At 70.5% G+C, this 24,545-nt stretch carries 18 protein-coding genes; 17 read left to right on the top strand and 1 reads right to left on the bottom strand.

Features of this window, described 5'->3' with window-relative positions:
* Positions 1-507: 507 nt before the first annotated feature.
* Entirely contained in the window at positions 508-1,092 is a 585-nt protein-coding gene (locus ACZ48Z_RS17585) for a TerD family protein (protein ID WP_468736738.1), read from the bottom strand.
* Between the two features lie 184 nt (positions 1,093-1,276).
* Between ACZ48Z_RS17585 and ACZ48Z_RS17580 the strand changes: the two genes are divergently transcribed.
* The 17 genes from ACZ48Z_RS17580 (at position 1,277) to ACZ48Z_RS17500 (ending at position 24,531) form a co-directional block, all read left to right on the top strand.
* Entirely contained in the window at positions 1,277-1,804 is a 528-nt protein-coding gene (locus ACZ48Z_RS17580; RefSeq protein WP_468736737.1) for a GNAT family N-acetyltransferase, read from the top strand.
* 15 nt (positions 1,805-1,819) lie between these two features.
* Positions 1,820-2,866 carry a hypothetical protein gene (locus tag ACZ48Z_RS17575; protein WP_468736736.1) on the top strand — a complete coding sequence of 349 codons (1,047 nt, stop codon included), beginning with the start codon at positions 1,820-1,822 and terminating at the stop codon, positions 2,864-2,866.
* A 48-nt stretch (positions 2,867-2,914) separates the two neighbouring features.
* Positions 2,915-3,679, top strand: coding sequence for a TIGR03936 family radical SAM-associated protein (locus tag ACZ48Z_RS17570; RefSeq protein WP_468736735.1), 765 nt, complete (start codon positions 2,915-2,917; stop codon positions 3,677-3,679).
* A 263-nt stretch (positions 3,680-3,942) separates the two neighbouring features.
* Positions 3,943-7,947 (top strand): Rne/Rng family ribonuclease, encoded by a 4,005-nt coding sequence (locus ACZ48Z_RS17565; protein ID WP_468736734.1) that lies wholly within the window; start codon positions 3,943-3,945, stop codon positions 7,945-7,947.
* A 211-nt stretch (positions 7,948-8,158) separates the two neighbouring features.
* Complete coding sequence (locus ACZ48Z_RS17560) at positions 8,159-9,226, top strand: glucose-1-phosphate thymidylyltransferase (RefSeq protein WP_468736733.1); 1,068 nt, start codon at positions 8,159-8,161, stop codon at positions 9,224-9,226.
* The gene (rfbB, locus tag ACZ48Z_RS17555) at positions 9,223-10,209 is read left to right on the top strand and encodes a dTDP-glucose 4,6-dehydratase (RefSeq protein ID WP_389109493.1); all 987 of its coding nucleotides are present in this window, start codon (positions 9,223-9,225) and stop codon (positions 10,207-10,209) included. Before ACZ48Z_RS17560 ends, rfbB begins: the two co-directional genes overlap by 4 nt.
* Positions 10,206-11,102: a dTDP-4-dehydrorhamnose reductase gene (gene rfbD, locus ACZ48Z_RS17550; RefSeq protein WP_468736732.1), complete on the top strand. Its 897-nt coding sequence runs from the start codon at positions 10,206-10,208 to the stop codon at positions 11,100-11,102. Before rfbB ends, rfbD begins: the two co-directional genes overlap by 4 nt.
* Positions 11,099-13,096: a glycosyltransferase family 2 protein gene (locus tag ACZ48Z_RS17545; RefSeq protein ID WP_468736731.1), complete on the top strand. Its 1,998-nt coding sequence runs from the start codon at positions 11,099-11,101 to the stop codon at positions 13,094-13,096. Before rfbD ends, ACZ48Z_RS17545 begins: the two co-directional genes overlap by 4 nt.
* A gap of 10 nt (positions 13,097-13,106) precedes the next feature.
* Positions 13,107-13,709 (top strand): dTDP-4-dehydrorhamnose 3,5-epimerase, encoded by a 603-nt coding sequence (gene rfbC, locus ACZ48Z_RS17540; protein WP_468736730.1) that lies wholly within the window; start codon positions 13,107-13,109, stop codon positions 13,707-13,709.
* A 207-nt stretch (positions 13,710-13,916) separates the two neighbouring features.
* Positions 13,917-14,237 (top strand): 50S ribosomal protein L21, encoded by a 321-nt coding sequence (rplU, locus tag ACZ48Z_RS17535; RefSeq protein WP_030601628.1) that lies wholly within the window; start codon positions 13,917-13,919, stop codon positions 14,235-14,237.
* 14 nt (positions 14,238-14,251) lie between these two features.
* Positions 14,252-14,506: a 50S ribosomal protein L27 gene (rpmA, locus tag ACZ48Z_RS17530; protein WP_042172004.1), complete on the top strand. Its 255-nt coding sequence runs from the start codon at positions 14,252-14,254 to the stop codon at positions 14,504-14,506.
* Between the two features lie 104 nt (positions 14,507-14,610).
* Positions 14,611-16,047, top strand: a complete 1,437-nt coding sequence (gene obgE, locus ACZ48Z_RS17525; protein WP_468736729.1) for a GTPase ObgE — start codon at positions 14,611-14,613, stop codon at positions 16,045-16,047.
* Positions 16,048-16,148: 101 nt separating this feature from the next.
* Positions 16,149-17,666, top strand: coding sequence for an FG-GAP-like repeat-containing protein (locus ACZ48Z_RS17520; RefSeq protein ID WP_468736728.1), 1,518 nt, complete (start codon positions 16,149-16,151; stop codon positions 17,664-17,666).
* A gap of 202 nt (positions 17,667-17,868) precedes the next feature.
* Entirely contained in the window at positions 17,869-19,419 is a 1,551-nt protein-coding gene (locus ACZ48Z_RS17515) for an alkaline phosphatase D family protein (protein WP_468736727.1), read from the top strand.
* An 89-nt stretch (positions 19,420-19,508) separates the two neighbouring features.
* Positions 19,509-20,702 (top strand): hypothetical protein, encoded by a 1,194-nt coding sequence (locus ACZ48Z_RS17510; RefSeq protein ID WP_468736726.1) that lies wholly within the window; start codon positions 19,509-19,511, stop codon positions 20,700-20,702.
* A 153-nt stretch (positions 20,703-20,855) separates the two neighbouring features.
* Positions 20,856-22,355 carry an SDR family NAD(P)-dependent oxidoreductase gene (locus ACZ48Z_RS17505; protein WP_468736725.1) on the top strand — a complete coding sequence of 500 codons (1,500 nt, stop codon included), beginning with the start codon at positions 20,856-20,858 and terminating at the stop codon, positions 22,353-22,355.
* A gap of 130 nt (positions 22,356-22,485) precedes the next feature.
* The gene (locus ACZ48Z_RS17500) at positions 22,486-24,531 is read left to right on the top strand and encodes a hypothetical protein (protein WP_468736724.1); all 2,046 of its coding nucleotides are present in this window, start codon (positions 22,486-22,488) and stop codon (positions 24,529-24,531) included.
* The last annotated feature ends 14 nt before the right edge of the window (positions 24,532-24,545 follow it).

Here is a 24,545-nt window from a genome sequence, read left to right as displayed (position 1 = left end):
CGGTGTGCGGGTCTGGGCGCGCTGTTCGGTCGCACTCATCCCGTGGTGAGGCGGTCGTCGAAAGCATCGAGGGCGCTCTGCCGGCGGTGGTACGACCCGCAGCTTGCGGCCGCCGCGAGCTGCGGGTCGCCGGCGAGGGTGGCCAGGTGGACGCGCTTGAGGGGAGCCTGCTCCTTGCGGAAGTGCCCGCAGGCCTGAGCCGGAATGCACGCGGTGGATCGAGGTTCGAGTCAGGTCGGGAGCGGGCGCCCGGTGTCGGCCGCTCCCACCGCAGCGCGTGCCGCGTCGGTCATCTTCTGGGCGCAGGACCGGGTCGGCCTTCGCGCTCCGGTGCTGTGAAGACCTCGGTCCTGTGCCGGCGGCGGTAGTTCTGGAGCAGCTGCCGTGCACAGAACCGAGTCACTCTTCGTCAAGGGCCCGAGGCCCTGCAGTGGGGAAGACCTTCGTGCTGCGGCCGCTTCGGTGCCCGACAGGTGCTGTGGCACTTCCTGCGGCGACGGCGACGAGTTACTTGCTCACGGCGAAGCGCATCAGCGCCAGTTCGTCGCCCTGCTTGATCTTGCCCGTCACATTGATGACTTCGAGCTTCCACGCGTTGCCGACCCGTACGGCCTTGGCCACGGCGCAGCCGTTGTCCGTGGTGAGCATGCTCGGCCAGATGTCGGCGACCTGCTGGGTGCTGCCGCCGGTGGCGTCGTAGACCTTGAAGCTGATGTTGCGGGCCTTCTGGAAGGAACTGCCCTTCTTGTAGGCGGCGGCGACGAAGACGACCGACGTGATGTGCGGCGGGAGCTTCGCGAACTCGACGGTGACCGTCTCGTCGTCGCCGTCCCCGTGGCCGGTCTGGTTGTCGCCGCTGTGCAGCAGGGAGCCGTTGCCGATGGGGTCGAGCGAGTCCAGGCCCGCCAGGCGTACCGGGTCGCCGTCGTGCATGGCGATGGCGATCAGGTCGAGGTCCGTGCCGGTCTTGCGACGGAGCTTGCCCATCACTCCGCCACTGGCACCCGCGGTGGGGTCCCAGGAGGCCCCTATGGACAGATGGGTCACGCCGTCCAGGTCGGCGGGGCCGTCTTCCTTCGTAAGCGTAATCATGGGGACATAGTGCACGTGCTCTCGTCGAGCTTGCAGAACGGGCCCGCCACGACGGCCGGGACCGCCCGGGTCAGCGTCCCCGACAGGTGTCCGCCGGGGGTGTGCCGGGCGCGAGGGCGACCGCTCACGGGGTGCCGGGCAAACCCGGTGGCCCGGCGGACCACGGGGTCGCCATGATGGGGTGATGCCGCAGCTGACCTCGCCCGACGTCCGGTTCCATGCCTCCCTCCTCGATGCGGTGCGGGAGTGCGTCGACCAGGGCCAGGACCCTGCCGTGCTGCTGGGCCACGAGATCGGCCGGCACACGACGACATGGCGCGAGCCGGCGGGATTCGCGGACTACGTGGACATGCTGCTCGCGGAGACGGAACGGCCCCGTCGGCCGGACTGGGTGCCGATGACCAACCTCTGGTACGTCCAGGACGACACCTTCCTCGGCAGCCTCTCGGTACGCCACAGGCTCACCCCGTACCTGCTCGACTTCGGCGGCCACATCGGCTACGCGGTCCGCCCCGGCGCCCAGCGGCGGGGACACGCCACGGCGATGCTCCGGGCCGCTCTGCCGGTCTGCCGTCAACTGGGCATCGACCGCGCCCTGGTCACGTGCGACACCGCCAACACGGCTTCTCGTAAGGTGATCGAGGCCAATGGCGGAGAATTCGAGAACCAGCGCGGCGGAAAGCTGCGGTACTGGATCCGTACGGGGAACTGAGGCGTCTACGTCGTTATGGACCTGGAGAAGCAGTCCGCGCCGCAGGCGCCCTCGCCGGAGGGGTGCCTGACAGTCGCGATCCGCATCCCCGTGCGCATCGTCGTGCTCGTACTGGTCGTACCCGTGCGGATGGTGTGGGACGCGCTCATGGTGGTCGGGCGGTTCCTGCGGGACAGCGTGCTGCGGCCGCTGTGGAGGGCCCTGGTCGTCTGGCCGTGCCTGGCCCTGTGGCGGTACGCCGTCGTGCCCCTCGCCAAGGCGCTCGGATGGCTCGGCAAGGTACTGCTCGTCATCCCCCTGGTGTGGCTGTACCGCTATGTGCTGACCCCGGTCGGACACGGCATCGCCTGGGTCGCGCGGGGCATCGGGGCCGCGTTGACGTGGACCGCGCGGGGCATCGGGGCCGCGGCGGGGTGGCTGTACGCGCGTGTGCTCGCCCCCGTCGGACACGGCATCGCCTGGCTCCTCAAGGGCGTTGGCGCCGTGCTCCTGTGGATCTTCACGCCCGTCGGGCGGGCGATCGCCTGGTGCGTCGGAGGGCTCGTGTGGCTGGCGGGCACGATCGTCAACGGGCTCGGCGTCGCCCTGTACTGGACCGCCCGCATCCTGCTCGTGCTGCCCGCCGTCGCCCTGTGGCGCTGGGTCCTCGCGCCCGTCGGGCGCGTGCTCGCCGTCATCGGCCGGGAGGTCCGGGACGCGCTCGGGCACGCCTGGCGGATCGCCGGGCACATCTCGCTCGCCGTCGGCCGGTTCCTCGGGACCCTCTTCCGGTGGATCTTCGTCGAGCCGGTGCGCTGGGTGTACCTCACGGTGCTGACCCCGGTCGGCCACGTGGTCCGCGACCTGGTGCTGCGCCCCGTCGCCGAGGCCGCCCGCAGTGTGGGCCGGATCACCCGGGCCGCGCTCGCATCCGCCCGCGAGTCCGTCCGGCAGACCCGGGCCGACATCCGGCGGATGCTCTTCGGTGAGACCCGTGAGCGTGAGGCGGTGGCCCGACGGGAACCGGCGGGCGTCGACACACGTACTCTTGGTAGTAGTACGACCGCACTCACGAAGGACTGAGCGACACTGGGCAAGCGACAGCCCGAAGGCCCGCCGCCCGCACCGGCGGTGCAGCGCATCCGACTGCGCTACACCAAGCGCGGCCGCCTCCGGTTCACCAGCCACCGTGACTTCCAGCGCGCCTTCGAGCGAGCACTGCGCCGAGCCGAGGTGCCCATGGCGTACTCGGCGGGGTTCACGCCGCATCCGAAGGTGTCGTACGCCAATGCCGCACCCACCGGCACGGGCAGTGAGGCGGAGTATCTGGAGATCGCGCTCACCAAGGCGCGCGACCCGGAGAAGCTCCGGCTCCTCCTCGACGAGTCACTGCCCACCGGGCTCGACATCGTCGACGCGGTCGAGGTCCGGACCTCGGGCCTCGCCGACCGGCTCACCGCTTCCGTGTGGGAGCTCAGGCTGGACGGCGTGGATCCGGCAGAGGCCGGGCGCGCGGTCGCCGCGTTCAACGCCGCCGAGGCCGTAGAGGTCCAGCGGACGACCAAGAACGGCCTTCGAACGTTCGACGCCCGCCCCGCGGTCGTGCAACTTGAAACACACAGTGAATCTGCTGATAGGCCGAGCGACCAGCCCTGTGCGATACTGCGGCTGGTTGTTCGGCACGTGACGCCTGCCGTTCGACCCGACGACGTCCTGTCCGGTCTCCGCGCAGTGGCCGACCTGGCGCCGCCGGTCCCCGCAGCGGTGACCAGGCTGGCACAGGGGCTGCTCGATGAAGAGACCGGCACGGTGACCGACCCGCTCGCACCCGACCGCGAGGCAGTCGAGGCCCTTTCAACGGCCGAAGCGACTGCCACCGCGAAGGCGCCGGCGTAAGGAAGGTCCCGCGAAGGACGGGCGTCGTAGCGCCGCCCTCGTACTCGGGAGCCACCTGGGTCGGGCAGCGAACTGACCACAAGACTTTCGCCAGGCCGTACCCAACAGGGCGTACGGAACCGGCGAGACAGGACACTAGAGAGCTCCCGTGCGGCGCCCGCGCCCCGGACGGCGGCACCGCGCATCGCGCGAGCCGCGGACGTCACCGGCATCCCTGCCGGACCAGGCGCGGCGCCCGGGAGCCTGACGGGAGATATGCCCGCATGCTCGAACCGACCGAACCCATCGAGGGTTCCGAACAGAACACCCCGAGCGACACCCTGCCGCCGCGTCGTCGGCGCCGGGCCGCGTCCAGGCCGGCGGGACCGCCGGTCGCCGCCGTCTCGGACGGCGAGGAGATCGTCGCTCCGGCCATAGCGGCCGCGGAGGCCGAGGACCTCGTCACCGACGAGGAGGAGAAGCTCGACGAGACCGTCGAGAACACCCCCGTGGAGCCTGCCGAGCCTGCCGGACGTCCGCGTCGGCGTGCCACCCGCCGGTCGTCCGCGCCCGCCGGGGCGCCGGCCGCGACCGAGGCCGCCGAGACCGTGGTGGCGGTGGCTGCCGAGGCACCCGCCGAGACCGTGACCGAGGACAGCGCGCCCGCCGGCGAGGCCGAGGCGGCCGCTCCGCCCCGTGCCCGTCGTCGCGCCACGCGCCGCGTCACCACGCCCGCCGGGACTCCTGAGGCCGAGGCGCCGGTGACCGCCGAGACGCCCGCCGCACCCGCGTCCGCCGACGAGGCGCCCGCCGCCGAGCCTGCCGCGCGTACCCGTCGCCGGGCCTCCCGGCGTGCTTCCGCACCCGCAGGTGCTCCGGAGGCCGCCGAGGTCTCCGAGACCGTTGAGCCGGTGGCGGCGGAAGCGCCCGCCCAGACCGTGACCGAGGAGAGCGCGCCCGCCGCCGAGGCGGACGACGCGACTCCGCGGCGTACCCGTCGGCGTGCCACGCGCCGCGTCTCGACTCCTGCCGACGCTCCCGAGGGCGAGGCCGTCGAGGCCGCGCCGTCCGAGCCGGCCGTCGAGACCGCCGCGCCCGCCGAGGCCCCCGTCGAGGACGCGGCCCCCCGTCGTGGCCGTCGCCGGGCCGTTCGTCAGGCCGCCACCGGGTTCTCCGCGCCCGCGCGGCCCGCAGGCGGTGCCGAGGACGAGGACGACTCGCCGCGCAGGCCGGCCCGGCCCGCGGTCGCCGTGTTCCAGGCGCCCGTCTTCACCGAGCCGCAGTTCCAGACCGCGCAGCGGGCCGCCGCCGAGGCCGCCGCGGAGACCGAGACCGAGGAGGACGAGCCCGTCGAGGCCGTCGAGCCGGTCGAGGAGATCGTCGAGGAGCAGACCGGGTCACGGCGCCGCCGTCGCCGCCGGGGTGCCGCCGACGAGCCCGAGGTGCAGGAGGCCGCCGCCGAGACCGTCGTGGAAGAGGACGACGCGGACGACGCGGGCGAGGACTCCGTGGAGGAGGACGAGGCCGAGGAGACCGGGTCGCGTCGGCGCCGCCGTCGCGGGGGCCGTCGCCGTCGCCGGGGCGAGTCCGCGGACGCGTCCGACGACGACTCGGAGGACTCCGACGAACTCGCCGCCGAGCAGGGCGGGCAGTCCGCCCAGGATGACGAAGGCGCCGAGCAGGACGACGAGGACGACGAGGACGCCCGTTCCGACGAGTCCGGCGGTTCCAGCTCCAGCAGCCGTCGCCGCCGCCGCCGCAGGCGTCGGGCCGGGGACTCCTCCACCGAGGTCGAGCCCGGTGACGGTGACCCCGAGCGGACCGTCGTCAAGGTGCGCGAGCCGCGTCCCGTGCGCGAGAAGAGCACCGAGCCGTCCGACGAGGTCCAGTCCATCAAGGGCTCGACCCGCCTGGAGGCCAAGAAGCAGCGCCGCAGGGAAGGCCGCGAGCAGGGGCGCCGACGCGTCCCGATCATCACCGAGGCCGAGTTCCTGGCCCGCCGCGAGGCCGTCGAGCGCGTGATGGTCGTCCGCCAGAACGGCGAGCGCACGCAGATCGGCGTTCTCGAGGACGGCGTGCTCGTCGAGCACTACGTCAACAAGGAGCAGTCGACCTCGTACGTCGGCAACGTCTACCTGGGCAAGGTCCAGAACGTGCTGCCGTCGATGGAGGCCGCCTTCATCGACATCGGCAAGGGCCGCAACGCCGTCCTGTACGCCGGTGAGGTCAACTTCGAGGCGCTCGGCATGGCCAACGGGCCGCGCCGTATCGAGTCCGCGCTCAAGTCCGGCCAGCCCGTGCTCGTCCAGGTCACCAAGGACCCGATCGGGCACAAGGGCGCGCGTCTGACCAGCCAGGTCTCCCTTCCGGGCCGCTACCTCGTGTACGTCCCCGAGGGCTCGATGACCGGCATCAGCCGCAAGCTGCCCGACACCGAGCGCGCGCGTCTGAAGACCATCCTCAAGAAGATCGTCCCCGAGGACGCGGGCGTCATCGTGCGCACCGCCGCCGAGGGCGCGAGCGAGGACGAGCTGCGCCGTGACGTCGAGAGGCTCCAGGCGCAGTGGGAGGACATCCAGCGGAAGGCGAAGAGCGGCAACGCCCCGACGCTGCTCTACGGCGAGCCGGACATGACCGTCCGGGTCGTCCGCGACATCTTCAACGAGGACTTCACCAAGGTCGTCGTCAGCGGTGACGAGGGCTGGGACACCATCCACGGATACGTCTCCCACGTCGCGCCCGACCTGGCCGACCGGCTGTCGAAGTGGACCTCCGAGGTCGACGTCTTCGCCACGTACCGGATCGACGAGCAGCTCGCCAAGGCGCTGGACCGAAAGGTCTGGCTGCCCAGCGGCGGTTCGCTGGTGATCGACCGGACCGAGGCGATGGTCGTCGTCGACGTCAACACCGGCAAGTTCACCGGCCAGGGCGGCAACCTGGAGGAGACGGTCACCAGGAACAACCTGGAGGCGGCCGAGGAGATCGTGCGTCAGCTCAGGCTGCGCGACCTCGGCGGCATCATCGTGATCGACTTCATCGACATGGTGCTGGAGCAGAACCGGGACCTGGTGCTGCGGCGTCTGCTGGAGTGCCTGGGCCGGGACCGGACCAAGCACCAGGTCGCCGAGGTCACCTCGCTGGGCCTGGTGCAGATGACCCGCAAGCGGGTCGGCCAGGGTCTGCTGGAGTCCTTCTCCGAGACCTGCGTCCACTGCAACGGCCGCGGTGTCATCGTGCACATGGAGACGCCGACCTCCGCCGGTGGCGGCGGCAAGCGCAAGAAGCGCGGGCGTGGCGGCGACGGGCACGAGCACGAGCACACGCACGAGAACGTGGCCGTCGAGGAGGTCGAGGAGGTCGAGTCCGAGGCCGAGGTCGCCGCGGAGGTGGCCGAGCCGATCGCGTACACCCCGCCCGACTTCGCGGCGGACGAGGAGCTGTACAGCAGCGTCGCCGAGGCGGAGGCCGCGGCCACGCGTGGGCGTGGCCGTCGTAGGTCGAGCCGCCGGGCGTCGGCTCCGGCCGGTGCGCCGCGGGGGGCCGGGTCGAGGAGGTCGGGCGGCTTCGAGGCGCCGGACGTCCAGGAGAGCCCGGCTTTTGAGAGCGATGAGAGCCTGGAGGCGCCGACCGCTCAGGCGGTACCCGTCGAGGCGGAGGCCGTGCGTCCCGTGCAGCCGGAGACGGCCGCCGAGGCACAGGCCGAGCCGGTCGCGGCGGAGGACCCGGTCGTCGAGGCCGCTGCCGCGAGCGAGCCCGCCGTCGACGAGGCAGCGCCCAAGGGCCGTACGCGTCGTCGGGCCACCCGCAGGGCGTCGGCTCCGGCCGGCTCCCCGACGGGCGCCGAGGCTGCCGTGCTGACCGTCGCCGAAGCGGCTCCGGCCGCGGCGGAGACCGTCGAGGCGGCTCCCGTGGAGCAGCCGCAGGCCGAGGAGCCCGAGGCCGTCGCCGAGAGCGCCGCCCCGGCCCGTCCGCGTCGCCGTGCCGTCCGCAAGGCCACCGCGGCCACCGCGTCCGAGGAGACGGCCGTCGTGGTCGTGCCCTCGGCGGAGGTCCCGGCCGTCGCGGAGGAGCCCGCCGAGGAGGCGGCTCCGGCCAAGCGAACGGCCCGTAAGACGGCCAAGACGGCCACGGCGAAGAAGGCCGCGACCAAGAAGGCGGTCGCCAAGAAGACCGTCGCGAAGAAGACCGCCGCCAAGAAGACGACCGCGAAGAAGGCCGCGTCGAAGAAGACGGTGGCGGCCGAGCAGCAGTCGCCGCGGTCCGTCTCGACCCCGGCCGACGAGGACTGACGGACGGTCACCGAATAGATTCGGCCATCCGAAGATCGAAATCCGCCCCCGGTACGCCGGGGGCGGATTCCGTGATTCTGTGGGTAATACGCCCGCCGGACAGTTGTCGCCGGAGGAGCCGTCATGTGAATGGCCGGTGAATCCCGGGCCTGTCGCCAGGGTTATGATGTGAGCCGAGATTGACGCTTAATTTAGACAAATAGGGATTCAAGTGAAGGCTCTCGTGCTCTCCGGGGGAGCGGGCACCCGCCTCCGCCCGATCACCCACACCTCCGCCAAGCAGTTGGTGCCGGTCGCCAACAAGCCGGTGCTGTTCTACGGCCTCGAGGCGATCGCCGAGGCCGGCATCACCGAGGTCGGCATCGTCGTCGGCGACACCGCGGACGAGATCCGCGAGGCGGTGGGTGACGGCTCCCAGTTCGGCATCGAGGTCACCTACATCCCGCAGGACGCGCCGCTGGGCCTCGCCCACGCCGTCCTGATCGCGCAGGAGTTCCTCGGCGACGAGGACTTCGTCATGTACCTCGGCGACAACTTCATCGTCGGTGGCATCACCGGTCTGGTGGACGAGTTCCGCGCCGAGCGGCCCGAGGCGCAGATCCTGCTGACCCGGGTTCCCAACCCCACCTCCTTCGGTGTCGCCGAACTCGACGGCGAGGGCCGGGTGGTGGGCCTGGAGGAGAAGCCGAAGGAGCCCAAGAGCGACCTGGCGCTCGTCGGCGTCTACCTGTTCACCCCGGCCATACACGAGGCGGTCCGCTCCATCGAGCCGTCCTGGCGCGGCGAGCTGGAGATCACCCACGCCATCCAGTGGCTGATCGACGAGAAGCGCGACGTGCGCTCCACGACCATCTCCGGGTACTGGAAGGACACCGGCAACGTCACCGACATGCTGGAGGTCAACCGGTCCGTCCTGGAGACCGTCGATCCGGTGAACGAGGGAACGGTCGACGAGACCAGCGAGATCATCGGCCGGGTCCGCATCGAGGCCGGCGCCAGCGTCAGCGGCAGCCGTATCGTCGGGCCCGCCATCATCGGTGCCGGCACGGTGGTGAACGACGCCTACATCGGCCCGTTCACGTCCGTCTCCGAGAACTGCCGGATCGAGGACAGCGAAATCGAGTACTCCATCGTGCTGCGCGGCTCGTCCGTGACCGGCGTGCGCCGCGTGGAGGCCTCGCTCATCGGACGTGACGTCGAGGTCACGCCCGCGCCCCGCAACCCCAAGGCACACCGGCTCGTGCTCGGTGATCACAGCAAGGTGCAGATCTCTTCATGACCACTCGGATTCTGGTGACCGGCGGTGCCGGCTTCATCGGCTCGCACTACGTCCGTACCGTGCTCGGCCCCGAGGGCCCCGGTGATGTCTCGATCACCGTCCTCGACAAGCTGACCTACGCGGGCAACCCGGCCAACCTCGACGAGGTGCGCGAGCACCCGGGGTTCGCCTTCGTACAGGGCGACATCTGCGACCCCGAGCTGGTCGGGAAGCTGATGGCCGAGCACGACCAGGTCGTCCACTTCGCCGCCGAGTCGCACGTCGACCGTTCCATCGACGGCGGCGCGGAGTTCGTGCGCACCAACGTGGTCGGCACCCACACCCTCATCGACGCGGCCCACCGCGCGGGCATCAAGACCTTCGTGCACATCTCCACCGACGAGGTCTACGGCTCGATCGACGAGGGTTCCTGGCCCGAGACGCACCCGCTGGAGCCCAACTCGCCGTATTCCTCGGCGAAGGCGTCCAGCGACCTGATCGCGCTGTCGTACCACCGCACCCACGGCCTGGACGTGCGCGTCACCCGTTGCTCCAACAACTACGGGCACCACCACTTCCCCGAGAAGGTCATCCCGCTCTTCGTGACCAACCTCCTCGACGGCAAGAAGGTCCCGCTGTACGGCGACGGCGGCAACGTCCGCGACTGGCTGCACATCGACGACCACGTCCAGGGCATCGAGCTCGTGCGCACCAAGGGCCGTGCGGGCGAGGTCTACAACATCGGCGGCGGCACCGAGCTCTCCAACAAGGAGCTCACCGGGCTGCTGCTGACGGCGTGCGGCGCCGACTGGGAGACCAGCGTCGAGTACGTCGAGGACCGCAAGGGCCACGACCGCCGCTACTCCGTCGACTGCACCAAGATCCGCGAGGAGCTCGGCTACGAGCCCCGCAAGACCTTCGAGCAGGGCCTCGCGGAGACCGTGCAGTGGTACCGCGACAACCGTGCCTGGTGGGAGCCGCTGAAGGAGCGGGCCGCGCTGTGACCGACAACCGCACCTGGCTGGTCACGGGCGCGGGCGGCATGCTGGGCCAGGACGTCCTGGCCCGGCTGTCCGAGGCGGGGGAGCGGTATGTTGCCCTCGACCGCGCCGCCCTCGACCTCACCGACGCCGACGCCGTGAGCGCGGCTCTCGAGGAGCACCGGCCCGCCGTGGTCGTCAACTGCGCCGCCTGGACCGCCGTGGACGACGCCGAGTCCCGGGAGGACGAGGCGCTCGCCATCAACGGTGACGGGCCGCGCCACCTCGCCGAGGCCTGCGCCCGCACCGGCGCCGTCCTGCTGCACGTCTCCACGGACTACGTCTTCGCCGGCGACGCGACGCAGCCGTACGCCGAGGACGCACCGACCGCGCCCCGCAGCGCCTACGGCCGCACCAAGCTGGCCGGTGAGAAGGCGGTCCTCGGCATCGAGCGCGGGTACGTCGTGCGCACCGCCTGGCTCTACGGCGCCGGCGGCCCCAATTTCGTCCGCACGATGATCAAGCTGGAAGGCGTCAAGGACACCCTCGACGTCGTCGACGACCAGCGCGGCCAGCCCACCTGGAGCGCCGATCTCGCGGGCCTGCTGGTCGAGTTGGGCCTCGGCGCCCTGGCCGGCACCGCCCCGGCAGGCGTCTACCACGGCACCAGCTCCGGCGAGACCACCTGGCACGGCTTCACCCAGGAGATCTTCCGCCTGCTCGGCACCGACCCGGACCGGGTCCGCCCCACCACCAGCGAGGCGTTCGTGCGCCCCGCGCCCCGCCCCGCCTACAGCGTCCTCGGTCACGAGCGGTTCGCCGAGGCCGGCATCGAGCCGCTGCGCGACTGGCGTACGGCCCTCACCGAGGCCTTCCCGGAGATCCACCGGGTCCATCTGAAGGAGAACACGGCGTGACGGTCAAGGTCAGCGTCGTCATCGCGGTCTACAACCCCGGCAAATACGTCGAGGACTGCATCACGGGCCTGCTCCGGCAGAGCCTGACCCCGGACGAGTTCGAGGTGTTCTTCGTCAACGACGGATCCACCGACGAGACCCCGGCCCGGCTGGACCAGCTCGCCGCCGAGCACCCGCACTTCCACGTCATCCACCAGGAGTCCTCCGGCTGGTCGGGCCGCCCCCGCAACACCGGCCTCGCGGCCGCGCAGGGCGAGTACGTCATGTTCGCCGACCACGACGACTGGCTCGGCGACGAGGCCCTGGAGCGGATGTACGAGTACGGCAAGGCCAACGGGGCCGACGTGGTCGTGGGCAAGATGGCGGGTATCGGACGCCCCGTCCCGCAGGAGCTGTTCCGGGTCAACCGGCCGCGTGCCAACGTGTCCAACGCGCCGCTGATCGACAGCCTCACCCCGCACAAGATGTTCCGCCGGGACTTCCTGAACGAGCACGAGATCCGCTTCAAGGAGGGTCGCCGCCGCCTTGAGGACCACGTCTTCGTCGTGGAGACCTATCTGCGGGCGAAGAACGTCTCCGTCCTCAGCGACTACCTGTGCTACTACCACATCACCCGTGACGACGGCTCCAACGCCGGCTTCCAGCGCTTCGACCCGGTCGGCTACTTCGGCAACCTGCGCGAGGCCCTCGACGTCGTCGAGTCGCTGACCGAGCCCGGCGCGCTGCGCGACAAGCTGTTCAGCCGGTGGCTGCGCAACGAGATGGTCGAGCGGCTGCGCGGCCAGCGGCTGCTCAAGCTCCCCGAGGACTACGCCGAGGAGCTGTACACCGAGATCCACAAGGTCGTCACCGAGCGCTTCGGACCGGGCGTCGTCGCCCGTCTCGGCCTCACCCAGAAGGTCGTCGCAGGTCTGATCTTCGCCGACCGCTACCAGGACATCCGGGCGCTCGCCGAGTGGGAGGCCGGGATCAAGCCCACCGGCAGCCTCACCTCGCTGGAGTGGCGCGACGGCGTCCTGGACGTGGCCTTCGAGGCCGAGCTGCAGATCGGCGACGAGCCGATGACCTTCCGCCGGGAGGGCGAACGCGAACTGCTCGGCCTGCCGCTGTCCGACGAGGCCCTCAAGGCCCTGGACGACCAGGGCGTCAAGCTGGACGCCCCGCTCGCCAAGAGCGACGTCGACCTGGTGGCCCGGCACCGCGAGGACGCCCGGCAGTTCTACCTGCCCGTCAGGAGCGAGCTGCACGAGGTGCCCGCCGGGGACGGAGTCTTCCGCCAGCGGATCTCCGCCCACGCCGAGCTCGACCCCGAGACCGCGGCCTCCGGCGCCCCGCTCGACAAGGGCATCTGGGACCTGCACCTCAGGATCAAGTCCTGCGGCTGGAGCAAGGAGACCCGGCTCGGCGCGGTGCGCGGCGAGGACGCCGAGGCCGGCCGCCTGGCCGCCCTCACCGGAGAGCCCAAGAGGCTCGTCCTGCCGTACTGGACCGACGGTCCCGGCAACCTCTCGCTCGACGTCGACCAGCACACGGGCAAGCTGGAGGGCGAGGCGGTCGCCGCCATGCCGCCCGCCGACGCCACGGTCGAGGGTTCCGTCGTACGGCTGCCCCTGCCGCTGCACGTCGCCGCGACCGGCGGAGACCCCGTCCAGCTGCGCTTCGAGCGCAAGAACGTCGGCAAGTACCCGGCCGACGCCGCCCTGGACGGCCGTACCGTCACCGCCACGCTGCCGCTGGAGCAGCTCACCGGCCTGCGCTGGGCCGTCCGCGTCGGTGTGCCGTCCGCGGCCCGCGGTGAGCGCAAGTGGACCCGGCTCCCGGTCGACGTGGTGGTCGCCGCCGACGGCACCGCCAAGGTGATCGACCGGCACACCGCGTCCGACGCGAAGAAGGCCGCCGCCGCTCCCCAGAAGAAGGCGGCCGCGCCGCGCCCGCTGTGGCGCCGGGCCGCCGGTCGGCTCAAGCGTGCACTGACCAACCAGAAGAAGGGCTGAGGCCTCCGCGATGCGACCCCTTTCGATCTCCGGTGCCTGGGTGTTCGAGCCGAAGGTCTTCCCCGACGGCCGGGGAAGCTTCCACGAGTGGTTCAAGGCCCCGGCGTTCGCCGAGGCCGCGGGCCACCCGCTGAGCCTGGCCCAGGCCAACATGTCGGTCTCCAGCCGGGGCACGCTGCGCGGTGTCCACTTCGCCGACGTGCCGCCCGGGCAGGCCAAGTACGTCAAGTGCGTGCGCGGCGCGGTCCTCGACGTGATCGTGGACATCCGGACCGGCTCGCCGACCTTCGGCAAGTGGGAGATCGTCCGCCTGGACGACCAGGACCACCACGCCGTCTACCTGTCCGAGGGACTCGGCCACGCCTTCATGGCGCTCACGGACGACGCGACCGTGGTCTACCTGTGCTCGGAGGGGTACGCGCCCGAGCGCGAGCACGGCATCCACCCGCTCGACCCGGAGCTCGGCATCGAGTGGCCCGAGGGGATCGCCCCGCTGCTGTCCGCCAAGGACGAGCAGGCGCCCACCCTGGCCGAGGCCCGTGAGCAGGGCCTGCTGCCCTCCTACGAGGCCTGCGTGGCCTACCGGGAGAGCCTCGGCTCCCTCGGTTCCTGACCCGTACGTTTGAGACGAGGCGGGGCCGGTTTGACCCGTTCGGCCGTGGCCCCGTAACCTTGACCGTCGGCGTGTCCACAGTTATTGGACGCGCCTCATCCCCGTAAACCTCTTCCTCTCGGGCTTTTCCGGCCGGGAGAGGCCGCTTGTTCTGCCGGGCGGCTGGACTGCGGGGGTGCCGTCCCCGAGCGAGAGAGTGAGATCCGCGTGTACGCCATCGTGCGCAGCGGTGGTCGCCAGCACAAGGTTGCTGTCGGCGACATCGTTGAGGTTGACAAGATTTCCACTGCCAAGGTAGGCGACACGGTCGAGCTCTCGACCCTGCTCGTTGTCGACGGCGAGGCTGTGACCAGCGACCCGTGGGTGCTGGCCGGTATCAAGGTTCAGGCCGAGGTCGTGGACCACCACAAGGGTGTCAAGATCGACATCCTTCGTTACAAGAACAAGACCGGCTACCGCCGTCGTCAGGGCCACCGCCAGCAGTACACGGCGATCAAGGTCACTGAGATCCCCGCGGCTGCGAAGTAAGGGACTGAGGAGAGATGGCACACAAGAAGGGCGCATCGTCCACCCGTAACGGTCGTGACTCCAACGCCCAGCGCCTCGGCGTGAAGCGTTTCGGTGGTCAGGTCGTCAACGCGGGCGAGATCCTGGTCCGCCAGCGCGGCACCCACTTCCACCCCGGCGCGGGCGTCGGCCGTGGCGGCGACGACACGCTGTTCGCCCTCGCCGCGGGCTCGGTGCAGTTCGGCACCCACCGTGGCCGCAAGGTCGTGAACATCGTTCCGGTCGCCTGATCGGAAGCTTTCGCGAGGCGGACCTCACTTCCCTCCCGGGAAGCGGGTCCGCCTTTCGCGTGTTGGACAGAGAACAGACTCGTAAGTAACTGGAGGCACATCCCATGACCACCTTCGTGGACCGCGTCGAACTGCATGTCGCCGCGGGTAACGGAGGCCACGGCTGTGCCTCCGTCCACCGGGAGAAGTTCAAGCCCCTCGGTGGGCCCGACGGCGGTAACGGCGGCCGGGGCGGGGACGTCATCCTCACCGTCGACCAGTCCGTGACCACGCTGCTCGACTACCACCACTCCCCGCACCGCAAGGCCACCAACGGCAAGCCCGGCGAGGGCGGCAACCGCTCCGGCAAGGACGGCCAGGACCTGGTCCTGCCGGTACCGGACGGCACCGTGATCCTGGACAGGGCGGGCAACGTCCTCGCCGACCTCGTCGGACAGGGCACCACGTACATCGCGGCCCAGGGCGGCCGCGGCGGCCTCGGCAACGCGGCGCTGGCATCCGCCCGCCGCAAGGCGCCCGGGTTCGCGCTGCTCGGTGTGCCGGGAGACCTCCAGGACATCGTCCTGGAGCTCAAGACGGTCGCCGACGTGGCGCTGGTCGGCTTCCCGAGCGCGGGCAAGTCCTCGCTGATCTCGGTGCTGAGCGCGGCCAAGCCGAAGATCGCCGACTACCCCTTCACGACCCTCGTGCCGAACCTGGGCGTGGTGACGGCCGGCGAGACCGTCTACACCATCGCCGACGTGCCGGGTCTCATCCCCGGCGCCAGCCAGGGCAAGGGCCTCGGCCTCGAGTTCCTGCGGCACGTGGAGCGCTGCAGTGTCCTCGTGCACGTCCTGGACACCGCCACGCTGGAGTCCGACCGCGACCCGCTCTCCGACCTCGACATGATCGAGGCGGAGCTCAGGGAGTACGGCGGCCTCGACAACCGTCCCCGTGTCGTCGTCCTGAACAAGACCGACGTTCCGGACGGCAAGGACCTCGCCGAGATGGTGCGGCCGGATCTGGAGGCGCGGGGCTACCGGGTCTTCGCGGTGTCTGCCGTCGCGCACATCGGCCTGAAGGAGCTGTCCTTCGCGCTGGCCGACCAGGTCGCGAAGTCGCGGGCCGCGAAGCCGAAGGAGGAGGCGACCCGGATCGTCATCCGGCCCAAGGCCGTGGACGACGCGGGCTTCACCGTCACCCTGGAGGAGGACGGGCTGTTCCGGGTGCGCGGCGAGAAGCCGGAGCGCTGGGTGCGGCAGACCGACTTCAGCAACGACGAGGCCGTCGGCTACCTCGCCGACCGCCTAAACCGCCTCGGTGTGGAGGAGAAGCTGATGAAGGCGGGCGCCCGTTCGGGTGACGGCGTCGCCATCGGCCCCGAGGACAACGCGGTCGTCTTCGACTGGGAGCCGACCGTCATGGCCGGCGCCGAGATGCTCGGCCGCCGTGGCGAGGACCACCGCCTCGAAGAGCCCCGTCCGGCCACCCAGCGCCGCCGGGACAAGCAGGCCGAACGGGACGAGGCCACAAAGGAGTTCAACGACTTCGAACCCTTCTGAGTGAACCCCGGGTGACGTCCCGTCAGCCCTGAGGGCAACCAACCGCCCTTCCTGCGAGTCGTACGGAGCAATCCGTACGACCGTCACAGGAGGGACGCGGCATGCGCGTACAACGAAGAGGGTGGCGTACAGGGCTCGCCGTCGTCCTGGCGGTCGGCGGTGCGGTCGCCCTGCCCGCCACCGCGGGGGCCGCGGCCGCCCCTCATCAGGTGCGGGACGACTTCAACGGGGACGGCTACGCGGACCTCGCGGTGGCCGCGCCCGACGGGACCGTCGCGGGGAGGGCGAAGGCCGGGTTCGTCGGCGTCCTGTACGGCTCGGCGAGCGGCCTGAAGTCCTCGACGAAGCAGGTGTTCAGCCAGAACACGGCGGGCATCCCGGGCGGTTCCGAGGCGGGCGACCGGTTCGGCAGCGCGCTCACCACCGCCGACCTGGACCGGGACGGGTACACCGACCTGATCGTGGGCGTGGGCGGCGAGGACAGTGGTTCCGGCCGGGTGCAGGTCGTCTGGGGCGGTGCCCGCGGTCTGGCGGGCGGTGCCACCCTCGCCTCCGGTGCGGCCCACGACCGGCTCGGCGCCCAGGGCCGGCTCGCTGCGGGCGACGTCGACGGGGACGGCGCGAGCGACCTGCTGACCGTGGTGAACCAGCACGACCTGGCGGCGACCGGCGGCCCCTTCACCCGCAGTGGCTCCGCCACCGGGGAGCGCCAGGTGGTGAAGGACAGGTACGACAGCCGTGTCCTCGACCTCGACGTCGGCGACCTCAACGGCGACGGGATCACGGACGTCGTGGCCGCCGAGAACGGCACCGACACGTTCGACTCCCGGCGGATCGCGTACTGGTGGGGCACCAAGGACGGCCTCACGCCATGGACCCTGGTCTACGACATCGACGGCGCCGCGCTCCAGGGCGGCGAGAACCTCGCGGTCGGCGACGTGAACCGGGACGGCTACGCCGACATCGTGGTGGGCCGGACCGTCGAAGGCTACGAGAGCGACGGGGACACCTACCGCGCCAAGGGCGGCCGTATCACCTGGATACCCGGTACCTCGGGCGCTCCTGACGGTGTGTCGGCCCAGTTCGTCAACCAGGACAACCCCGGCGTGCCCGGCACCGCCGAGAAGGGCGACGGCTTCGGCACCGACGTCCGGCTGGCCGACGTCGACGGGGACGGGTACCTCGACGTGGTCACCGGCGTTCCCGGCGAGGACCTGGGCCCCGCCACCGCGCCGAACTCCGTCAAGGACGCCGGCGCGGTCGTCGTGCTGAGCGGCCGGGCCGACGGGCTGACCGGGGCGGGCTCCCACCAGGTGGTCACGCAGGACAGTCCAGGGGTGCCGGGTGCCGCCGAGAAGGGTGATGCCTTCGGCGGGGCCGTCCATGTGGGGGACGCGAACGGCGACGGACTGGCCGACGTGGCGGTCGGCGCGCCCGGCGAGAACGCCGGTGCGGGGTCCGTGTGGTCCTTCCGGTCCCGGGCGGAGTACGTCGCCTCGCCCGGTGGTGTGCCGATTCCGGCCACCGTTCTGGGGCCTGACGGCACGTTCACCTTCGGCCACACCCTCCTCGGCACCACCGCGGCCGAGGCCCGTCTGGGCTCGGGCTTCGCCAACTAGAACCCAAAAGATCGTCAGTCGGCAGTGTCCTGAAGGCCGTTGCGCCGGGATCACGTTCATCATGTGATTCCCGAGTCGCAACGGCTCTTCTGTTGTCTACCTATTTGTCATGCACGCGAACACCCTGGTTCAACGCACGGATCACCCCGAAGCGTGAGCTTCCAGGGTGTCCAAGAGGTCAGCGACGCAAGGGAGTTCGCCCATGTATGGAGCAGCATCACCCGGCCGACGCCGCTTTCTGACCACCGGCGCGGCCGTGCTCGGGGCCGCCGCCTCCGCCCAGCTGTGGCTGCCGGGCACCGCGAGGGCGGCGGAGCTCCCGCTGCCCGACGGAGTGTTCAGCCTCGGCGTGTCCTCCGGCGATCCGCTGCCGGACGGCATCGTGCTGTGGACGCGGCTCGCCCCCAACCCGCTCAACGGCGGCGGCATGCCCGACCGGGCCGTACCGGTCGACTGGGAGCTCGCCGAGGACCAGCGTTTCAGAAAGGTCGTCCGCCGGGGCACCGCACAGGCCCTGCCCGCATACGGACACAGCGTTCACGTGGATGTACGGGGTCTGCGTGCGGGCCGGACCTACTGGTACCGCTTCCGCGCCGACGGCCAGCTCTCCCGCACCGGCCGCACCCGTACCGCGCCCGCCCGGAACTCCGCCCACGGCACCCTGCGCGTCGCGCTCGCCTCCTGCCAGAACTGGCAGAACGGCTACTTCACGCCGTACGCCGACATGCTGGACCAGGACCCCGACGTCGTGCTGTTCGTCGGCGACTACATCTACGAGTCGGCGCCGTCGTCGGCCGGTCCGCGCCGCCACGAGGGCACGGGGGAGCCGTACACCCTCGTGCAGTACCGCAACCGGTACGCCCAGTACCGCACCGACCCCGACCTCGCCGAGATCCACGCGAACACGCCCTGGGTGGTCACCTTCGACGACCACGAGGTCGACAACGACTGGGCCGGCGAGATCCCCCAGGACCCCGCCAAGCAGCCGCACGACGAGTTCGTGAACCGGATCACCGCGGCCTTCCAGGCGTACTACGAGCACATGCCGGTCCGGGCCACCGCCGTCCCGAACGGCCCGCACATCCAGATGTACCGGCGCCTGGACTTCGGCCGTCTGGTCCGGCTGAACGTGCTCGACACCCGGCAGTTCCGCAGCGACCAGGTCACCAACCAGGCGGCCGCCCAGGACCCCTCGCTCACCATGCTCGGCGCCGAGCAGAAGCAGTGGCTGCTGGACTCGCTGCACGGCTCACCAGCCCGCTGGAACCTCATCGCCTCGCAGATCATGATGGCCGAGACCGACATCCTGCCCGGCGACGGCAAGCTCTGGTACTACGACGCCTGGGACGGCTACCAGGTCGAACGCAACGCCCTCCTGCAGGACTTCAGGCGCGTGCGCAACCCCGTCGTGCTCTCCGGCGACCGCCACCTCACGATGATCAGCGACCTCAGGGAGGACTACGCCGACCCGTCCTCCCGGGTGGTCGGCGCCGAGTTCGTCGGTACGTCCATCTCCAGCAACGGCGACCAGGACCAGGCCGCCTTCCACGCCCAGTGGGACCCGCTGATGGCCGACAACCCGCACTGGAAGTTCATCGACGCCCACCGCGGCTACCACCTCTTCGACATCGACCGGCACGGCATCGACGCGCGGGTCCGGGGCGTGGACACGGTGGTCACGCCGCAGGCGACGGCCGGCACGCTGGCGCGGCTGCGGGTGGACGCGGGCAAGCCCGGAGTCCGTTTGGTGTGAGTGCGCAGCCTGAGAGGTGGGTGGTCCTCAGCACAGTCCCACGTACCTCTCAGGCAACACCCAGGTCATTCTCTTACCGTCCTCCGACTATGGAGACGGACTGTACGAGAGACGGCCTTCCGGTGAACCGAGCGGCCGCTGCGCTGCCCGCGGGAACGCGCCTGCTGCACATCGGCCCCCACAAGACCGGCACGACCTCCGTCCAGGGTGCGCTCTTCGCCGCCAAGGACCTGCTGCCCGAGCACGGCGTCGTGTTCCCGGCGCACAGCAGACACCCCATGGAGGCCGCCCTGGCCGCGTGCGCGAGGCCCGCGATGATGGGCGACACCACGCCCACCGACAAGCACTGGACGCGGCTGCTGGAGCAGGTCGAGGCCACGGGCCGGAAGACCTCCGTCATCAGCAGCGAGTTCTTCGCCGACGCCGAGGACGACGCCACGATCGCCCGGATCGTCGAGCAGCTCGGCGGGGAGCCCGTGCACATCCTGGTCACGCTGCGGCCGCTGGTGCGGATCATGCCCTCGCAGTGGCAGCAGTACGTGCAGAACGGCCTGCGCATGGGCTACGAGGACTGGCTCACCCACATGCTGAGGAAGGCGCCGTACGAGCAGCCCACCCCCAGCTTCTGGCGCCGGCACCGGCACGACCGGCTCGTCGGGCGCTGGGTCCGCGCGGTCGGCCCCGGCCGGGTCACCGTCGTCGTGGTCGACGACCGCGACCGGGACGGTCTGATGCGCACTTTCGAGCAGCTCCTCGGGCTGCCCGAGAATCTCCTCCAGCCCGTTCCGGATGCCGCGAATCGCTCTCTTACCCTGGCCGAGACCGAAATGCTGCGGAATCTTAACAAGGAATTCCGCGGCAATGGACTGCCGGACGAGTTGTATTCCAAGCTCGTCCGCAACGGCGCGGTCATGCATATGAAGAACACGTGCAGCCCCTCACCCGAGGACGTGAAGATCCTCACTCCGGAGTGGGCCGTGGAAGCCGCCGCCGGGATCGGCGCCGAGATGGCCGGGCGCATCGGTGAGATGGGCGTGCGGGTCATCGGTGATCCCGGGCTCCTGGCCGCCGTACCGAAGGCGCCCGCGCCGGACGGGATCCCCGCCCCCCGGATCTCGCCCGAGGTGGCGGCCCGGGCGCTGTACGGGGCGCTCGCCGCGGCGGCCGGTGCGCCGGTGCGCCACACGTCGCCGGCCAAGGCGCGCACGGTGCACCAGACGTCGTCGAAGGAACTGATGCGGGTACTCGGACACCGGTGCCTGAAGAAGCTGCGTCGGCGCTGAACTCATACATCGTCTCCATCGTCGCCGTCACCGGCAGTGCAAGATGAATGACAGGTAGCGCGTACATATGCAGTGAACGGCGGTCACCTTGCACAGCGGTAACCGCAAGTGGGACCATTTCACCGTTCCCTGTCGCCCCGAGGTAGGTCATCTGTGTCCCAGCACATCGCCAAGCCCCGTACCACCGCAGTGATCCTGGCCGGTGGTACCGGTCAGCGCGTGGGTCTCTCGATCCCCAAGCAGCTGCTGAAGATCGCCGGCAAGGCAGTCATCGAGCACACTCTGACCACCTTTGAGAACGCCGACTCCATCGACGACATCATCGTCCTGATGGCGCCGGGCTACGTTCCGGACATAGAGAAGATCGTGGCCAAGGCCGGTTTCCGGAAGGTCAAGAAGATCATCGAGGGCGGTGCCACCCGCAACGAGACCACCGAGCGCGCCATCGCGGCCCTCGGTGAGGGCCTGGCTGAGGGCGAGGACCGCAACGTCCTGTTCCACGACGCCGTGCGCCCGCTGCTCTCGCAGCGCGTCATCGACGACTGCGTGGTCGCCCTGGAGCGTTTCCAGGCCGTCGACGTGGCCATCCCGTCCGCGGACACCATCATCGTCACGCGTACCCACGGCGGGGACGGCGAGTTCATCACCGAGATCCCGGACCGCTCCCGGCTGCGCCGCGGCCAGACCCCGCAGGCCTTCAAGCTGTCCACCATCAAGCGCGCCTACGAGGTCGCCGCCGGTGACCCCAACTTCCAGGCCACGGACGACTGTTCGGTCGTGCTCAAGTACCTGCCGGACGTGCCGATCCACGTCGTCGCGGGTGACGAGTACAACATGAAGGTCACTCAGCCCGTCGACGTGTTCATCGCCGACAAGCTGTTCCAGCTCGCCTCCACGGCCGCGCCGGAGCAGGTCGACGAGGCGGCCTACCGCGAGCTGCTGACCGGCAGGACCGTCGTCGTCTTCGGCGGCTCGTACGGCATCGGCAAGGACATCGCCGAACTCGCCGAGTCCTTCGGCTCGAAGGTGTACGCCCTCGGGCGCTCCACCACCGGCACCCACGTGGAGAACCCGGAGGAGGTCGACGACGCGCTGTCCAAGGCGTACGGCGAGACCGGGCGCATCGACTACGTCGTCAACACCGCGGGCGTGCTGCGCATCGGCAAGCTCGCCGAGACCGACAACGCCACCATCGAGGAGGCGCTGAAGGTCAACTACCTGGCCCCGGTGCAGATCGCCCGCTCCTCCTACAAGTACCTGGCCGAGACCAAGGGCCAGCTGCTGCTGTACACCTCCAGCAGCTACACCCGCGGCCGCGCCGAGTACAGCCTGTACTCCTCGACCAAGGCGGCGATGGTCAACCTGACGCAGGCCCTGTCCGACGAATGGGCGGGTGAAGGCATCCGGGTGAACTGCATCAACCCCGAGCGCACCGCCACACCCATGCGCACCAAGGCCTTCGGCCAGGAGCCCGCGGGCAGCCTGCTGTCCTCCGAGGCGGTGGCCCGCACCTCGCTCGACGTGCTGCTCTCCGAGCTGACCGGCCACGTCATCGACGTCCGCCAGCAGGACCCGACGGCCTCCGCGGGCCGGGCCTCCGGATTCGAGCAGGCACTGGCCAGTGTCCTGGACCGTCAGGACGGCGTGGCATAATCGGGAACAAATAGCCTTCCGCAAATTCAGGCCTCTGTGGCTGCCCGTTCCTGGTGCATTCACAGGGGCCTGAAGCCTTAAGCGTCACTAATTCGTCAACAACCGGCATCCCTCCCAGAGCAGGTTTTCAGTGATAAGCACCGCTATTCGCGTCGCCCGGGTGGGCAGCGCGGCCGAGCTTGCTGCGGCGGTCCTCATGATGGCGGGCTTCCCCGCCATAATGGTGGCCGCGCTCGTCCCGAGCGTTCCCGCCTTCGCGGCCGCGACCGCCGTGACCTACCTCGCGGACCACTATCTGCACCGCCAGGGCAGCTATCTGGTCAACCGCCTCAGCAAGGTGCGCGCCGGTCTGTCGATCCGCTTCCTGATCAGACAGCTCCTGCTGATCCTGCTGCTGGCCCGCATGAACCTGTCGGACGGTCTGATCTTCTACGCGGCGACCGCCTGCTTCATCGCGTTCTACGGCCTCCAGGCCCCGCACGGCGCGCTGGTCACCCTGATCCGCAACCGCCGCCGGCTGCCGGTGGCCACCCGCAACGTCGACCTGGCCTCGCGCGTCCGCATCCCGGACGCCCCGCCGCTGGGGCTGCTCAACCGCTCCGCCGAGAAGATGCTCCACCTCGACCTCGCGGCCGTGGTCGGCATAATCGTCGCCGCCCAGCTGGACTCGCCGCTGCCCGCCTTCCTCGGCATCGCCGTGACGATCGCGTTCGGTTCCCTGTACGTCGTCGCGCTGATGCCGTACGTGCGCGGCAAGAAGGTCCCGCCGAACGCCGACAAGATCCTCGCCAAGGTCGACGACTGGCTGCGCGACTACCAGCCGGAGACGGTGCTGTACTTCTCCGGTTCCAAGGAGTCCGTCTATCAGGTCAACATGTGGCTGGAGACCATGGAGCAGCTGGACTCCAGGCCGCTGATCATCCTGCGTGAGCGGGCCATACTGCAGAGCCTCGCGCCCACCACGGTCCCCGTCATCTGCGTGCCCGGAGGGGTGCACCTGATGAACATGGACCTGTCCACGGTGCGGGTCGCGCTGTACGCGGCGAACGTCGGCAAGAACATCCACCTGCTGCGCGTCCCCACCATGAAGCACGTCTTCATCGGCCACGGCGACAGCGACAAGCTGGCGAGCGTCAACCCGTTCAGCAAGGCGTACGACGAGGTGTGGGTGGCCGGCCGCGCGGGCCGCGACCGCTACGCCATCGCCGACGTCGGCGTCCGCGACGAGGACATCGTCGAGGTCGGCCGCCCGCAGCTGGCGCCGATCCAGCTCCGGGCGGGGGTGCCCGAGGGCCGTATGCCCACGGTCCTGTACGCGCCCACCTGGGAGGGCTGGGACGGCGACCCGGGCAACACCTCGCTCATGCTGGCCGGCGAGAGCATCGTGCGGAAGCTGCTGAAGGCCGACCCTCCGGTGCGGGTCCTCTACAAGCCGCACCCCTTCACCGGCACGGTCCTCGCCAAGGCCGGCGCCGCGCACCAGAAGGTCACCGACCTGATCGAGAAGGCGGCGGCCGAGCGTGCCGCCGACCCACGCTTCCCGGCCGACGCGAGCACGCAGGCGCAGGCCAAGGCCGACCTCGCCCGCATCGAGGCCCGGATCGCCATGCTGGCCGGCGGTGGCGGCGACAAGGGTGACGAGGCCGAAGCCTCCCGCGACGGAGTGGTCGACGTCGTCAAGTACGAGGAGATCGCCCGGCTGCGAGGCGAGTGGAACGAGGCGTACTGGCGTTCCTTCGCGGTGTGGGAGCACCGCGTGATCACCGGTGCCGAGCCGCGTCTGTACGACTGCTTCAACGTGTCCGACGCGATGGTCTCCGACATCTCCAGCGTGGTCTCCGACTTCATCGCGAGCGGCAAGCCGTACGCGGTCACGGACTCCGCCGAGCTGGGCGTGGAGGAGTTCAAGCGGCAGAACACCGCGGTGCGGGCCGCCACGATCCTGTCCAACAGCGCGGCCGAACTGGGCGGGCTCCTGGACGCGGTCCGCGACCCGGCGGCCGACCCGCTGGCCGAGGACCGGGTGGAGCTCAAGCAGTACCTGCTCGGGCCGGACGAGCCGACCTCGATCGAGCAGTTCAACACCGCGGTGGCGAACCTGGCGATCAAGGCCGAGGCGCGCAACGTCGGCCAGGAGTCACGGGCGGCGGCGGGAGCTGCGGAGACCGTGGTCTGACCAGCACTTCGTAA

The organism is Streptomyces sp. NPDC031225 (assembly GCF_055570355.1).
This window is presented reverse-complemented; position numbering and strand designations above follow the sequence as displayed.

Excerpts from the sequence above, each read along its gene's own strand:
- obgE (WP_468736729.1), top strand. The coding sequence starts at position 14,611 with ATGACCACCTTCGTGGACCGCGTCGAACTGCATGTCGCCGCGGGTAAC.
- ACZ48Z_RS17575 (WP_468736736.1), top strand. The coding sequence starts at position 1,820 with ATGGACCTGGAGAAGCAGTCCGCGCCGCAGGCGCCCTCGCCGGAGGGG.
- ACZ48Z_RS17565 (WP_468736734.1), top strand. The coding sequence starts at position 3,943 with ATGCTCGAACCGACCGAACCCATCGAGGGTTCCGAACAGAACACCCCG.
- ACZ48Z_RS17515 (WP_468736727.1), top strand. The coding sequence starts at position 17,869 with ATGTATGGAGCAGCATCACCCGGCCGACGCCGCTTTCTGACCACCGGC.
- rfbB (WP_389109493.1), top strand. The coding sequence starts at position 9,223 with ATGACCACTCGGATTCTGGTGACCGGCGGTGCCGGCTTCATCGGCTCG.
- rfbC (WP_468736730.1), top strand. The coding sequence starts at position 13,107 with ATGCGACCCCTTTCGATCTCCGGTGCCTGGGTGTTCGAGCCGAAGGTC.
- ACZ48Z_RS17520 (WP_468736728.1), top strand. The coding sequence starts at position 16,149 with ATGCGCGTACAACGAAGAGGGTGGCGTACAGGGCTCGCCGTCGTCCTG.
- ACZ48Z_RS17580 (WP_468736737.1), top strand. The coding sequence starts at position 1,277 with ATGCCGCAGCTGACCTCGCCCGACGTCCGGTTCCATGCCTCCCTCCTC.
- rpmA (WP_042172004.1), top strand. The coding sequence starts at position 14,252 with ATGGCACACAAGAAGGGCGCATCGTCCACCCGTAACGGTCGTGACTCC.
- ACZ48Z_RS17585 (WP_468736738.1), bottom strand. The coding sequence starts at position 1,092 with ATGATTACGCTTACGAAGGAAGACGGCCCCGCCGACCTGGACGGCGTG.
- ACZ48Z_RS17510 (WP_468736726.1), top strand. The coding sequence starts at position 19,509 with ATGGAGACGGACTGTACGAGAGACGGCCTTCCGGTGAACCGAGCGGCC.